Genomic DNA, 13,646 nt, shown 5'->3' on the forward strand with positions numbered 1-13,646 from the left:
CCCGATTGCGCGGCGACAAAGGTCCGGTTCGGCGTGACGAGATATCTTCGCCGTGGCGCCCGGATCGCGATCGGGGGTCGGCGTTGCTGATCGAACCACGTCGCTGCCGTGCTCGCCGCTCCGAGGTGTACAGCGTGCGAGACCGACATGACATTGGACGTCATCTCAACCTCGCGAAAAAGCCCGCGGTCGGGTTCCGACGCGGGCTATCGAAGTCTTGCGATGTTGGAATTATGCAGGTGATTTGCCCGACGTGTCAACGGCATTCATTTTGGCTGGGTGGCGCCGAACAGCGCATTCGGCACGCGACTGCTGATCTGTGCTGTCTTCCGCTCTGGAACGAACGAAGATTATCTCCCGCGAGGGACCGGTCAACTCGCCGAGTGCAGATACTGGGTCGCTTATCGAAGAACAGCACCGTTGCTCTCAGCGAACAAGGCATCGCGACTGATCGCCGCCAACCGAGCTCAGATCAACTAAGACTGCAATCGCGAGCTGAGATATCGGACTGGCTTATTCTGTTGCGGCGGCCATCTCGGTGGTGACGGCTCGTCCGGATTGACGCCGGCAAGAGCGTCGCTGAAGAGCACGATGTCGTCGCCAGCTCCTAGCTGGGCAGGTGCGCCCCCGCGGCTACATTCAAAACGGGCGATTGCAACATTAGTAGCTCAGCCGCGCGCTTAGATAGCGAACCGGGCCAGGCTGACTAGGTGGCTAAGTCGGGGGTGTCGGCTCATCCGGGTTCACACCCGCGATTGTTTCCATTGCTGGAGAGACGCCACCTCCATCGCCAATGACATTCGGATCACTATCCAACTGCCCGCGATAGCCATAGCTGTTGAACGGAGACGGCAGACGGCGCGCGGCCATGCCAGCCGCGTAACCCTGGGCGATATTGGCTTCATTGACCTTCGACAATCCCCATTTTCCGTTTGTATCGACGTCAGACTTGAGGACTCTTTTACTAAAGATGTTATGCATCCCTCCGCCAAACTGAGCGAGTTCTTGCGGCAATCCAGCCGCACCCGTAACGTACCCAAAATGATCGGAAGCTGCACTGATATAAGCGCGCACAAATGAATTATCAGGAATACCCCAACGCGGATTCCGCTGCAGCTCCTCGGGACCACCGGCCAAAAATCCCGCATCATAAGTCCGAGCGTTCCGCCTGGAATACCTAGCCGATGAATGGCATCGAGCCTGGCAGCGGCATCTCGAGCCGCTTGCTACGTATAGTTTTTTTGGCACAACAATATAGTTGTTCTGGTTCGCTATCCTTCCATCTGTTTGATTGCTACCTCCAGCGTCCGAGTACAAATTCGCCCATTGTGAGCCGCCCGGCACGGGATCGATTACATACATTCCATTTCGAACGAGGAATCTTGAAGGAACTTAACCAGTGATCCTACCTGTCCCTCTTTGATCTTCAGCAGCTGAATAAAAGGTTCGATCTGTCACGTCGGCCTCCTGGAATGATACGTTTGAACTGGCCACAGCACAGCACGCGGAAATTCACAAGAATTCCCACGGCAAGCAGTGACGACGACATCAGTTGGATTAGCTACTCAGCCCTTTCCGTCGAGAAGACCGACGACTACGGCGTAGTAGTTTCCGAACAGGTGATAAGCGGTCCGATCGCGCTCCACTGTCGCCTCTTCGGTTTCCGCAGACATCACCTTCTTCCATTCGAGGGTTCTCTTGGAGGGCGGCAAGATGAATTCACCAATCGTATCGTAGACGACGTAGTCAAAATAATCGCCACGATCGAATCCTTCGCAGAAGCCGACAGTCTGGGTCGCGCCATTCTCGACAAAGTCCGAAAGTCGACATTGGGACAGGTAGTTCGCCGCCAGCTTGGTTCTCGCGTAAAACCCCAGGGTCCTGAGCCATTCACGTGTTTGCGGAACGCCCGCGAAGGGAAGGACGAGCAGAAACCATGTCAGCGCGAAAACGGCGCTCCACTTCTTCTTTCTGTAGAAGAGCGCTTCGATTGACAGGCAAGCGAGTGGAATCACGAATAGAAGACTGGCGAAGAACAGCCAGACCAGGAGAGCCGGAACGAAAAAGTAGCAGAACATCCCACCATAAACATCGAGCAAGGGCACGGCGATCGAAATAAGCCTGAACCAGTTCATCTTGCCTTCCTGCATCGCGCGACAATCTCTTCCGGGGTTGCGATCGGCAACAGAGCCCGGCCTTCAGCTGAAGAACTCGGCTGTTCGGATAAGACCCACAGTATAGCCGTCGGCTATGGTTGCGCGGCTTTGTTTCGAGAGAGCTAATAAGATCTGCCCGCCCTCTCGCACTATAGAACAAAGAAAGAACGCGTCAACAATGTCCTCGGTCAGGGGACCGGATACGGTGTCGCTCAAAAAATGCCAAACCGCCTCTTGCGCTCCGCGACATCTGCGAGCTCCTTCAGCTCCGCCTGCGCCAGCTTGCCGTTTGCAATGACCGATGCGAGATGATCGCGCACCTTGCCGACGATGTTGATCGCTAGAAACAGCTTCTCTCGACCGGCGGCATCGTCGATGACTGTGCGGCGCCAGGCAGAGACATAGCCTGTCTCGAGCGCCACGAACGCTTCAGATAGCAACTCGTCGTCCAGCAAGGCTTGTGCACGCGCGGCCTTTGCTGCCGCACGCTGCAATATATTTTCATCTGTCATCGGCCCGTTCCGTCCTGTCGAGGGTCTGCAACTTGGTTTGGCGCGCCTCTGCTGCCGCTCCGAGCGCAGCCTCTGCGAGTCGCATTTCGTTCTCGGCCTGGGCTTGCTGGCGCTTCTGCGCCTCTGCCAGAGACTTCAAATGCGCATCGAGCAGCGCGATCTTGGCGTCCAGGCCTGCCTTGATCTTCGCGAGCTCGATCTCGGCCTGCATCTTGATCTGCTGGTGGACCATGTCGTTCTGGGCCTGCTGCTGCGCAAGCTGCGCCCTTTGGGCAGCGATCGCCTGCTCCGTCTGCAGCTTGGCCTGCGCCGCCATGATCTTCGGATCCGGCGGCGGCTGTGGTGGCGCCGGTGGTGGATTCAAGAGCTGGCCGGTCTGCGGGTTGATCGCGGTGGGATCGTTGAAGAAGCGGCTCGGATTCTTATGTCCCATGATCCGCGTCAATTCAGCCGCGGTGTTATAGAGTTCGCGATCGCTGACGAGGTTGACCTTGCCGGCCATGGCAAGCTCCTTCTGCACATTCGCGATCGCCATGGTTTGTGCGAATTGCTGGGCCTTACCGCCGGAGCCCAGGCCGACATTAATGGTCATGTCGTCGCGTGTCCTCCAGGCGCGCGGATCGACGCTGACCCAACTGTTGCGAAGCCGTACGGTCTGCTGCTGCTGGCCGTGCTTGCGGATCGTGGCATGGAGGAGCGCGAAGATGTCGCGCACCCCCTCGGCCATGATGCGCGCGATCAGCTTGATCCGCATCTGCGAGGCCGAGAACACCTGCGCTACCGCGGTGGCGGACTGGTTTTGCAGCGCATTGGCGTCGATGCCCTGCGCCTGCTTCGACAGGCCGGTGCGGGTCTCGAGCTCGGCATCGATATATTGCAGCATCGGATAGATCGAGGTGGTGATGTCAGGCACCACCTGCCAGTTCAACCCGCCCGAGGTCTTGGTGCGCACCACGCCCCCGGGTCGCGAGACCAGGAGGTCGTCGAGCGTATTCGGCCCTGCATTCGCCTCCGCCACTTCGACGCGAGGATTGTTGTGCAGATACAGATTATCCAGCGCGCCGCGCTTGAGCGCAGTCTTCTCCCGCTGCAGCGGCATCACGAGATCGGCGATCGAGCGGCCGAAGAAGCGGTGGGTCATCGGCACCGGCGTGGTCGCGGCGAACGGAATGGCGTCGAACGGCGTGACGCACTCCTTGCCGCCCTTGCGCAGGATTTCGGCCTGATCGCCCCCGGTGATCACCTGGTACAAGCACGGCCTGCCCTCGCCCTCATAGTCCATCCGCACATAGTGTTCTGTGATGCGCACGAGCCTGGCCGCCGAATTCGTCGCGCTCGATGACAAACGCAGGTGCTCGTCAACCGTGTCGCGGGCCAGCGTCTCGATCTCGGTTGTTCCGGTGTAGTCGCTGAGCGACCTGATCTGCTCGGCATCGAAGCCTTCTCCGATCAGCTGCGACTCGGTCTTGGTGACGACCTCGTGGAAGCAGTAGTTGCAATCGCGGATCGAGCGAGCGCCGCGCTCGATCCCGAATTCCTCCGGCGGCACGCCCATCACCCGGGCCTGCGCGAACTTGCGCGTGGTCACGATGGTTACGTCGTGCGTGATCGGAGCCGGCACCGGCTGCGGCGCCAACGGCAAAGACATTGTCATGATGATGAGCTCGTCAGAAGATGGAGTAAAGAATGCCGCGCTCGGCGATCAACGGCTTCCGCCCTCGCCCGCATTGTTGCGCATGTAGTCCTGGATCATGCCGAGCAGACCACCTGCTGGCGGTTGGAATCCTGTTGGATCTGACGGATCGCCGCCGTTGACCGATGCGACGAGGCCGGGCAGCCCGCCGGCCGACGAATCCAAGGTCGGCGGGTGATAGGGAGTTCGAGCAGGGAACGACAAGTCAAACGGCGCCCCGGCGGGGATAACCGAGGGTTGAAAGGGCGACGGCCAATTTGGACCGGAGGAAGCAGCACCGGCCGACGGAGCGAAACCACCGGCCGGTGTCGGGCCGGCAGCTGGAGCCAGTTGCGCACTCGACCTATTGGCCCGGGGTGCCGCATCCGTCCGCGGCTGACCGGCACCTGGCTCCGGAAAACCATACTCAAAAACATTGTTGCGGCTCGGCACACCGGCTGCCGCTGCGGAGTCCCGCACGGACTCATAGTTCCAGACTCGAGGGGCAGGCAGAGCCGGAGCCTGTGGAGGAACTTTGGGTAGAGGAATATACGCCCAAGGATCCTGCGACTTCCACCACGGAGCGATCGATGATCGTTTCTGAGGAGCAATTTCCAGGTTATTCCACCAATCACCAATAGCGTTTCCGTCGCCGATATGACCCGCAGTACCGCCTTGAAGATGTTCAATACCGGGATTGCCCTCCCGCCAAACCCAAGGCTGATCTGATCCGGGCCAAGACCCGTACGAGCCCGCAAGCCCGTCGTTGAATTGCCTAATAGCGGAACCTGCGCCTCGAGCAGCAACGTTGGGCTTACGGATCGTAAGCCCCAACAGCGCCTGCCCTATTGATCCTACAAAACCAGCCAATTTAAAGCCGTCGACGGCGGGACTATACAAGCCTGCTTTCGAGTCCGCCAACCATGACTTCAACGGTTGGTCACCGTACGAGAGCACTTTCCCATTGAAATCCACAAAACGATAGCTTTGATAGTAGTATCCATCTTTCGGGTTTTTGACCGGCTCTGCAAACTGCAAATATCCGTGAGCAGCTTCACTCATTGCAACCTCTTGCCCGTAAACGTTTCCCACTTGTCCACCTGCGGTCTTGCCAACCCCACAAGCGCAAGCGTGAACAGATCGCGCGCCGCGACCTGCCGATTGAAGACGTAAATGTTCTTGTTGACGCAGTAGCTTGCCATCATTGATCCGTCGGGATCTCGCTTGCACACCGCAATCGAGACAAGATATTGAGCGGCATCGCCATTAAAAGTGACCGCGGGGTCTCCGTCGGACAATATGGATGCAGTCAGGCCCCATCGACACGCCGTATAGTCGGCGTTGATCATAACCTCCTTTATCGACAATCTATTAGCGACCTCCGTCGTCATGCTGTCATCCCAGTATTCTTTTCGATCAAAAACAACTTTGCGGGGATCAATCGACAAGCAGCTAAGTCCGCTAACAGTAAACTCTTTGTAATTCACAGATACGGCCGCAAATAGCTCGTTCGGATTTGATCCCACGCCGAGCGCATACAGCGCTATCGCCAAGCCAACCGCGAGTACGGCGGCAGCGCCCCAGAACCTTTCAATCCCTGCCATCGGAATTGGGTGCTGAATCATGATCTGACTAGAGCCTCCTTGAGCCAGCCGTCGTTGGATGAGTTCAGACGAAAGCCTGCATCAACAAGGTAAGGGCGAAGAACCCGATCAGAAAAATGACAAATCCAATGAAGCCAGCGATCGTCTCTTCAATCTCGATGTGACCGGTCCCGTCGCTGCGGTAGCCAAGCACATTGAAGCTCTTCTGGGCAGAATTGAGCGGCTGCACATGGACTCTGCCGAACGAAACCAGCGGGAGAACGAGCCGCGCGACGGTGTATCCGAGCGCCTCGATCATGGCGTCAAAGATGCCTATAGGACGTCCGGCAAGCACCAAGAGCGCGCCCACGACGACGAACGCAAACCCTGTCACGATCAAGGTGAACAAGAGAACGTCCTTCGAAGCGTTGACTGAGCTAACTACCAATTAGAACAAATCAAGAATTTTGTCAAACGCCTCCAGCCCAGCCATCACGCAAATCCGTGCATTGTGACAATGCTGCGCACCCGCATGATGCGAGCCGGTGGATTGAAGCCAGAAACCAAGGGAGTGACCATTTCGATGAGACCATTGGGTCTAGGTGAGGTTGGCCGGCTCCGATCAGCGCGCTCCGCTCTCGACGGGATTATCGCGCATGTAGTCCTGGATCATGCCGAGCAGGCCACCGGCCCGCGGCTGGAATTGCGCCGGGTCGGACGGATCGCTTCCGGTGACCGACGCGATCAAGCCGGGGAGACCACCAGGCGCGTTTGGGGATACATCCGGTAAATAAGGTACGGGTGTCGCGCGCCCAGCGAAGGACGAACCTGAGCCGGGGCTTGCAGTTGCTGCGCTCGGCGGCCCGAACTGCCCCTTCAGATAGTCGGACGCCCAGGGCGCGACGCCAGCCCCCAGAGGTCCCTGCGACGGCGCTCGCATATAGGGCAACGGCTGTTCGGCGGAAGGCGCCACCCTTGCAATGCCGCTTTGGAGAGTCCGCGCAAAGGGAGAGAGTTCGTCCAGCGGACCCATTGCAGGAGGAAAGATGTATGTATTGATGAGATCGGCGATCTGAGCAGGACTGTACGTCTTCGTGAGGGCAGGAGAGGCGTTTGGCGACCCAATCCCCCACTCCACGGCAATTTCTTTTGCTTTCCCGGGAGAAAACCACCCGTCCGGCGTGGCACCATTGACGCTGACGGAAGGAATTCCCACGGATACATTTCCGGTAATCCCTTTCCCGAGAGTGTCCTTGGACGATAGCCCCGGACGCAAATGAACCCAATGAGCTCCAAATCCTGGTATCCCAAAAGACCTAGTCACCGTGAAAGGCGGCGCGCCTGGGGCGCCCGGATTCCAATAATAAGTCCCACCCAGGCGACCAAACAGCGTTGGAAGCGACACTGAAATCCCGTCCGCGCGCAGGTTTCCATTCTTGTTGACCGACAATTCTTCCTCCATATTTAGACGAGACGACCGAAAGGCACCTTGCAGATCGGCTCACCGCCTCGGAATCTTCTTCGGATCTAACTATGATGAGTCCGTTTCCAGACTTGATCGTGCTCGCCTGGTTGCTTGGGATACTTGCGATTGCCCACAGAGCACGCGCGCTGCTTTATCGCGCCCTGAAACATCCGACTTCCGACGCAGGATCCGCTGATTTTTCCCGATTTGGATTCATCAAATTAGCCATCCATATCGATCCGTCCAAGCTGACCGAAGCAGGTCGCCCACTCCTCTCGAGGGCACAGTGGGCCGAACGAATTCTCTCCCTTTGGGTGATCGATGTCCCGCTGTTTATTTTGATTCCGCTCCTCTCGCCTCCTTTGCATCCGTGATGAAGCAGTCTGACCGGCCGGTCCATCGGCGCCGCAATTGGCTGCCAGGTGATTTTTGAAAACTGCTCTCGTGTGCTATTGGAGCTGGATCGGCAGGCTCGCGAGGTCCCCAATAAGGTTGGTGGTCGCGCATGACATGATGCATCTCTGCTCGTGGCAGACGTGCCCTTCTGCGGGCACCTGTTCCGAACACGCCTTCTTCAGCAGCAGACGACCTCAACGGCCTTGAATCCCGGCTGGATCGGTCCGCATGTACTCCTGGGTCATGCCGAAGAGACCTCCCGCAGGAGGCAGAAAATGCGAGGGATCGGAATGGGCGTTGCCGTTGACCGACGCGATCAGACCAGGAAGACCTTTCGAGGTCGGTTCAAAAGGGCCGGTTGGAGATTGATTTTGTGAGAGCGCCGCCGATATCGAACCAACACGGGCCCCTGAGTTGCTCGCCGCGCCATAAGAAGCTGCAAAACCAGGCCCCCGTTCTCCGGCTCAATTGCGCTACGCTTGCCCGGAGCAGGTGCGCTGGATGGAGCAGAAGATGGGACCCGGTTCACGGTCACAGCGAAATCGGCAAAGCCCGCCGATGGGCCAGTCCAAGGCGCACCGCTCCCCGTTGGCGCAACAAATTTGAGAGGATACCGTTAAACGATGGATCGATCCTTTGACCCTGGCGGGTAACGATCAGCTTTCCTGTCGTCAGCGCATCTAGAACGAGATCTTGAATTTGATCTCTATTCAAATTATCAGTTGATCTTCTCAGAATACTTCACCCGATGGCTTTTGGCTCCGGCTGAAACTGGCTGTTCACGCTGTGCGCGACGATTTTCATCGCGCCATCGGATTCAACGACGGCCTGCGCCAATAGCGCGAACTGATCCTCGCTGAGATCGTAGTAGGTCTCGCGGCTTTCCTCCTCGCGCTCCTCCCACCACACTTTGACAACGCCAACCTTGGACAATAGCGCGTCCTTGATGAAGGAGTAGAGGATCATGAAGCCGGGATTCTGCTGCATGAAGACGTGATTGACGTAGTCCGTCTCCTGGGCAGCCGCGGCCTCATCCTCCGGCCCGACCGGCTCGAAGCGGACCACCTCGTCGGAGCCGGCAAAGATATCCATCAGATGCGGCATCAACCCCTCGACGGTGTCGGCGACGTCGGTCGAAACCGCGCGAGAGCGGCCGTCCTGCACCGGCATGTCCTTGCGCATATCGCCGAGATAATAATCTATGGCATCGGCGCGTTCCTCCGCTAGCCGTGCAGCGGAAATGGCGGCGAGCGCATCGGCCTTTTCCGACGCCAGCATGGCCTTCAGATCGGGGATCGACATTTTCGGCATGTTCATCACCTTTCAAAACTAGATATCGAATTCCGCGCACGAATTCAAAATACGACGGTCGATCCGCAACTTGAAACGCTGCGGCGCGAGGTCGCGATCGACGAGGAGCAGCTCGCGCTCTGCAGGAATGACCGCCTGTTACAGGCGATCAGAAAACAACACTCAATGAATGAAGCAGTCCAGCAGACACCGTATTGATTGTCGCCGGAGTATATGGTGCACCACATGTAGCCACGCGCACGAGACCGGTCGATTCTGTCGGAATATCGATGATCCCCAAGGACCGAATAACCAATTCAAGACGATCTATGGCCGATGCTCTAGCCAGACGGGTTCGGTAGACGTACGGAAGGATAAACCAACCGACTCGAAAGGCGCCGGTACGCGTTCGGATTCTGGCTGTCCAATGCCGGTTCCGGCCTTTCGGCCGAGACGTTCAGATCACTCCTCGGATTTTTCCACGGCACCGGCGGAGCGTACGGACGTCCAAATGGATCAATCTCTATGATATTTTGATCTTGCGTCTTAGGGATACGCTCGGTTGGCAATTCGATCGACTTGTCCCTTTGATCGCTTGGATCGCTCCAGTTCGTCGCTGGAGCGAATGCGTCATTGAATTTCTTTAGCTCCCTCAGCACGTCTCCCATGATGTTGTTGGGATCGTTCAATTGCTTGCTGAAGCTTTCGACGGAACCATACAAACCTTTAAGGTCATCCATTAATGCGTCTGGATTTTTCTTGATTCCCTCTGGATAGTACGAGCTCGGTCCATTGATGATATCGTCAAGCTGCTTTCCGACCATCCCGAAAATCCGTGATCGGTCCCCCTCCCCAATGCTCGGAGCATTTGGCGGTGATAGTGGAGCTTGTTCGATGATGCTTCTGCTGTCGGTCATATCAAATTGATCCTATCAATAATGATAGGCGCTAGACCGCATGCCTAGCGCGGGTGAGAAAACGTGAGATAGATCATTCCAATGCGTTCGTTCCAGGAAAACGGGTTCCGCACGAACTCGTCCCGCTCTCTCATGACACGCCGATAGATCGGCACTCGCAACAAACCGGTTGTGAGTTTCGCATGGAATTGTTCGGCAGCCTCGTTCGTATAACAACAGCCGGGCGGCCCCAGAACATTCATATCCATTGTCGGAAGACCCGTGGTGTCGGGACGGACAACGATTTTGATCATCAGACCGGCCGCGCGGATTTCGCAAACGCGCTCATAGCTGCAGTTCTCTAGTTTTCCTGTGTCCGTCTTTCCAGCCGCGTCGATCGCGTAGTTGAGGACGAAGTCTTCAGCCCAAGCAGCCGCATTCGTCACCGTCAACAGCGCCAGCAGCATGACCATGCGCAAGGCGGCAAGAGAGCAGATAGCGCGCAACCGCGATCCTCTAGTCATGGTTCGATCCGTCTGCACCTGTTACGTATCCAATGCGGCAAGAGCCCCGCTTCACTTCGTAACCGTCGCTGTCGAGCGAACTTTGGATTCGAAGACCCCTAGCCATCTCTCGATACTCCAACAATCCGCTGCGCAACGATGAGCACGAGATTAGTCAGCCGATGCGCCCCCCACAACAGAAACACGATGAGGGAGAAGACGCCGAGGGACGCCCCAAGATCGGCCACGGTGAACTCGGCCAAGGCTCCGCGGCCGTACATCAAGACACGCAAGCTGTCGTCGGTTCGCGACATCAAGATCGTCAGGAGAAGAAGCGCGTAAGAAAGCGTCACCACGGGAGAGCGGCGGAAAACAGCCAAAACAAAGATCGGGGCCAGCCAGATGCAGTGCATGAAGACATCTGGGTGGCCCCATTTCCCCCATCGGAAATCCACGGGATAGCTGACAAGGTCGGTCAGCACCAACCACGTCACCAGGCATGCGCAGGCGACGATGAAAGCCGCGGAGGAGATCCGGTCGCGATCCCATTTCATCAGGTTTTCGCTTGCCTAGTTGAGCTGTCTTCCCGCGGAGGTTGGCAACTCTGTTTAAGGACCTCACGACGAACAAATCAAGAACATCAGAGGACAACAGATTTGTCAACTGCTCGCTTGAACGCCGCCTTAGCCGCACGCGATGCGGAGCGCGAGCCGGCCGATCGAAACCCCAATGACACAACACACGGCGGGGGCATCGTTATGCGCGCATAGCGAGCTCTTCCGACGAGATCACCATCAGTACGGACCGAATCGAGCACGCTCCGGAAGACACCTCACTTATTCCAACTCGCAGGCTTGTGCCGGAGCGCAGCCCAGTCCTCTAGCCCCGGCGTCGCGCCTCCGAAGATCGGCGGCGGGAATGGATAATCGGGCATCGGCTCGCCGGTGACGATGCCGAGCGGTCTGGCGGACTGAGGCGGCGGCGAGAGTTGCTGATAGGGCGACAGCGGCCCGTTCGTTCCGCCTGCAGACGTCCAACTTCCAAAACGGTCATTGAATGAGGGGGCACGATCCATCGGCGGGAGTTGATTGGGCTTGGTCCCGACGACATCCACGTTCAGACCAGAAACAGCCGGCGAGCTCGCCGGGCGCGAGCGCAGAATCCGGACCGCATTTCCTTCCGGCGGAGCAGGGGTTCGTCCCGGAGCCGCGTCGTCTGCCTGATGGGCGTCGACCAATTGCGAGCCATAGCGCGGGCCGGCGTCCGGCGTATCGCCGAAGTCACGATCGGCCGCCGGACCAAGCTCGCGTCGATATTGGAGATAGTCCTGCAGATAGGCTGGAGCGTAAGGAGCGGGGTCGATGGGGCCTTTCCGCTCCCAATAGTCCGCCGGATCAATAACCTTACCGGTAGGATCTTTCAATTGATAGTGAACGTGAAAGTCACCACCTTCAATTCCTCGCCGTCTCACTCCGGTGTTGCCCATCGTTCCGATCAATTGTCCGGCAAGCACAGGGTCCCCAACCGAAACATGCTGACGCTGCGTATGGAGGATTTCGTGGACGTAGCCATCTGCGTCTTGAATTGCGATCGTTCCATAGCCTCCTTCCCCCGCATTGATCACCTTACCCGTAACTGGTGACCGAAGCGCCGGATGGCTCGTGTTGAATCTCGATTGCTGCCCCCCAACATAGTTGAAATCCACGCCACGATGAGGATTCGTCGATCCTGGTGGACGATTGGTCGCTCCGAAGGGGCTCGTCGTATGCGGCGAATACGTTCTTTGCGTCTTTTCATCTTTCATCAATGGCAGCACGCGCCGCATGATATCGTCCCATGACATCTCGGTTTCCTGTGTTTGAGCTGCACCGCTTGAACGAGATCACCTGCGCTCGCCTGATAACGATTGCGCAATTTTGTATTAGAAGTTACCTTCCTACTACTTGATGCACGACAACTGGTGCTGGAGGCGTACTTGCGGATGCATTACATATTCCTAGCTCTCGCTTTGATGACCAGCACGGGCGCTGCAGCTTATGCGCAGGACGGTTCAAAGCCTCCACCGCAGAAATGGCGCCCGAAGGATGGCATATACGCGGTCCCGGGTCCTGACCACGCAGCCCGGTGCGGGGATCAGGCCGAAGCTTACGTCGAGCTTGGCGAGAACTTTATTGGCGGTAGCGAATATGGCTGCGCCATACGGAAGATCACCGACCTGGCGCCTGGGCGCATGAAGCTCGAAGCGTTGTGTGATGACGCCCAGACCGGAAAATCGAAGAATGAGTTGATCCTACTGAAACGAATCGACGATAATATTTTTTCCTGGAGCCAAATCACCCGTGGGGCCAGCGCCGCTGGCGTGAAGTTCGCCTACTGCCCCGAAGACGCACAGCGCACCTATCGAGAAAACTCCGCGCGAGCCAAAGAAGAGCAAACCAAGGAGCCGGCGCAGAGGCGCTGATCGCAACTCCGACGTGGAGCGCCGGAGGCGAGAGCCGCTCCACGGTGGGCTTCATTTTTGAAATTTGCTCTCGTTGAGACGTGCGTAATATCTGTGAACCAGATTGATGTTGCCCCTGTATTTGATCTCAGGCAGAGTGCAAACTCGCTGAGCGTTGAGGGACTCAATCTCCTCGCTTTTTTTCTTTCGCAGACATGCTCCGGTCTAGCTTCGTGCGAGCCACGCGAAGTCTTATCAACGGGCTCTCTGCCGACGTATTTTTTCGTCACCCGATCATAGCCGGAAAAGACCAACAGAACGTCGGCGCGAATTGTCTTGTATTCGTCATATCCCGCGAGCCCATGCCTCTTAGCAACGGTGTCCAGCTTTGCCGTTGTCTCCGGGCCGGTCTTGTAAAATCCGTCCTGACTGTTTTCTCTGATCTCGTCTACCTCGTCTGCGGAATCGAGCAGGCCCAAGATCTGCTTTTCAGTTAGCGGCATCTGCACAAATTCGATACACGACTTTTTCACCTCATCTTGCGTCGCGACCACCTTGCCTTGCGCAGGCGAGGTCTGAGCGTGGACCGCGAAACCAAAATTGAGCGTCAGAACACACACGGACAGTGCGAGGGGCGCTCGCCGGATGAACGATATCATGCGAAAATCGGCATTTGCATCGGTGCTTCTCCAATCCATCTTACGTGATGTCCATTGACCAGCGCAATTCACCC

16 protein-coding genes are annotated in these 13,646 nt (G+C 57.4%); 2 read left to right on the plus strand and 14 right to left on the minus strand.

Annotated elements, in window-relative coordinates; genetic code table 11:
• Window positions 1-714: 714 nt before the first annotated feature.
• The 8 genes from QXZ85_RS13580 to QXZ85_RS13615 form a co-directional block, all read right to left on the minus strand.
• Window positions 715-1,137: a hypothetical protein gene (locus QXZ85_RS13580; protein ID WP_315768575.1), complete on the minus strand. Its 423-nt coding sequence runs from the start codon at window positions 1,135-1,137 to the stop codon at window positions 715-717.
• Window positions 1,138-1,565: 428 nt separating this feature from the next.
• On the minus strand, window positions 1,566-2,135 hold the full coding sequence (locus QXZ85_RS13585; protein WP_315704552.1) for a hypothetical protein: 570 nt from the start codon (window positions 2,133-2,135) through the stop codon (window positions 1,566-1,568).
• A gap of 233 nt (window positions 2,136-2,368) precedes the next feature.
• Window positions 2,369-2,668: a hypothetical protein gene (locus QXZ85_RS13590; RefSeq protein ID WP_315750865.1), complete on the minus strand. Its 300-nt coding sequence runs from the start codon at window positions 2,666-2,668 to the stop codon at window positions 2,369-2,371.
• Window positions 2,658-4,322 (minus strand): hypothetical protein, encoded by a 1,665-nt coding sequence (locus QXZ85_RS13595; RefSeq protein ID WP_315750863.1) that lies wholly within the window; start codon window positions 4,320-4,322, stop codon window positions 2,658-2,660. Before QXZ85_RS13595 ends, QXZ85_RS13590 begins: the two co-directional genes overlap by 11 nt.
• 48 nt (window positions 4,323-4,370) lie before the next feature.
• The gene (locus tag QXZ85_RS13600; protein ID WP_315768577.1) at window positions 4,371-5,402 is read right to left on the minus strand and encodes a hypothetical protein; all 1,032 of its coding nucleotides are present in this window, start codon (window positions 5,400-5,402) and stop codon (window positions 4,371-4,373) included.
• Window positions 5,399-5,944: a hypothetical protein gene (locus tag QXZ85_RS13605; protein ID WP_315727698.1), complete on the minus strand. Its 546-nt coding sequence runs from the start codon at window positions 5,942-5,944 to the stop codon at window positions 5,399-5,401. The genes QXZ85_RS13600 and QXZ85_RS13605 overlap by 4 nt, the downstream gene beginning before the upstream one ends.
• Window positions 5,945-6,008: 64 nt before the next feature.
• On the minus strand, window positions 6,009-6,332 hold the full coding sequence (locus QXZ85_RS13610; RefSeq protein ID WP_315704557.1) for a hypothetical protein: 324 nt from the start codon (window positions 6,330-6,332) through the stop codon (window positions 6,009-6,011).
• 213 nt (window positions 6,333-6,545) lie between these two features.
• Window positions 6,546-7,139 carry a hypothetical protein gene (locus QXZ85_RS13615; RefSeq protein ID WP_315704558.1) on the minus strand — a complete coding sequence of 198 codons (594 nt, stop codon included), beginning with the start codon at window positions 7,137-7,139 and terminating at the stop codon, window positions 6,546-6,548.
• A gap of 317 nt (window positions 7,140-7,456) precedes the next feature.
• Here QXZ85_RS13615 and QXZ85_RS13620 point away from each other — a divergent pair, with 317 nt between their 5' ends.
• Complete coding sequence (locus QXZ85_RS13620) at window positions 7,457-7,762, plus strand: hypothetical protein (protein WP_315704559.1); 306 nt, start codon at window positions 7,457-7,459, stop codon at window positions 7,760-7,762.
• A gap of 763 nt (window positions 7,763-8,525) precedes the next feature.
• Here the strand turns inward: QXZ85_RS13620 and QXZ85_RS13625 are convergent.
• The 5 genes from QXZ85_RS13625 to QXZ85_RS13645 form a co-directional block, all read right to left on the minus strand.
• Window positions 8,526-9,101: a hypothetical protein gene (locus QXZ85_RS13625; protein ID WP_315768579.1), complete on the minus strand. Its 576-nt coding sequence runs from the start codon at window positions 9,099-9,101 to the stop codon at window positions 8,526-8,528.
• Window positions 9,102-9,415: 314 nt separating this feature from the next.
• A complete protein-coding gene (locus QXZ85_RS13630) occupies window positions 9,416-9,991 on the minus strand; it encodes a hypothetical protein (protein ID WP_315768581.1) in 576 nt (191 codons plus the stop codon).
• A gap of 44 nt (window positions 9,992-10,035) precedes the next feature.
• Window positions 10,036-10,494 carry a hypothetical protein gene (locus QXZ85_RS13635; protein WP_315704562.1) on the minus strand — a complete coding sequence of 153 codons (459 nt, stop codon included), beginning with the start codon at window positions 10,492-10,494 and terminating at the stop codon, window positions 10,036-10,038.
• A 98-nt stretch (window positions 10,495-10,592) separates the two neighbouring features.
• Window positions 10,593-11,027: a hypothetical protein gene (locus QXZ85_RS13640; protein WP_315704563.1), complete on the minus strand. Its 435-nt coding sequence runs from the start codon at window positions 11,025-11,027 to the stop codon at window positions 10,593-10,595.
• A 278-nt stretch (window positions 11,028-11,305) separates the two neighbouring features.
• On the minus strand, window positions 11,306-12,316 hold the full coding sequence (locus QXZ85_RS13645; RefSeq protein WP_315768583.1) for a M23 family metallopeptidase: 1,011 nt from the start codon (window positions 12,314-12,316) through the stop codon (window positions 11,306-11,308).
• Between the two features lie 63 nt (window positions 12,317-12,379).
• Here QXZ85_RS13645 and QXZ85_RS13650 point away from each other — a divergent pair, with 63 nt between their 5' ends.
• The gene (locus QXZ85_RS13650) at window positions 12,380-12,934 is read left to right on the plus strand and encodes a hypothetical protein (RefSeq protein WP_315704564.1); all 555 of its coding nucleotides are present in this window, start codon (window positions 12,380-12,382) and stop codon (window positions 12,932-12,934) included.
• Here the strand turns inward: QXZ85_RS13650 and QXZ85_RS13655 are convergent.
• The gene (locus QXZ85_RS13655; RefSeq protein WP_315768585.1) at window positions 12,871-13,611 is read right to left on the minus strand and encodes a hypothetical protein; all 741 of its coding nucleotides are present in this window, start codon (window positions 13,609-13,611) and stop codon (window positions 12,871-12,873) included. The two genes, QXZ85_RS13650 and QXZ85_RS13655, sit on opposite strands and share 64 nt — an antisense overlap.
• Window positions 13,612-13,646 lie beyond the last annotated feature (35 nt).

The organism is Bradyrhizobium sp. SZCCHNGR1005 (assembly GCF_032489995.1).
Lineage (GTDB): Bacteria > Pseudomonadota > Alphaproteobacteria > Rhizobiales > Xanthobacteraceae > Bradyrhizobium.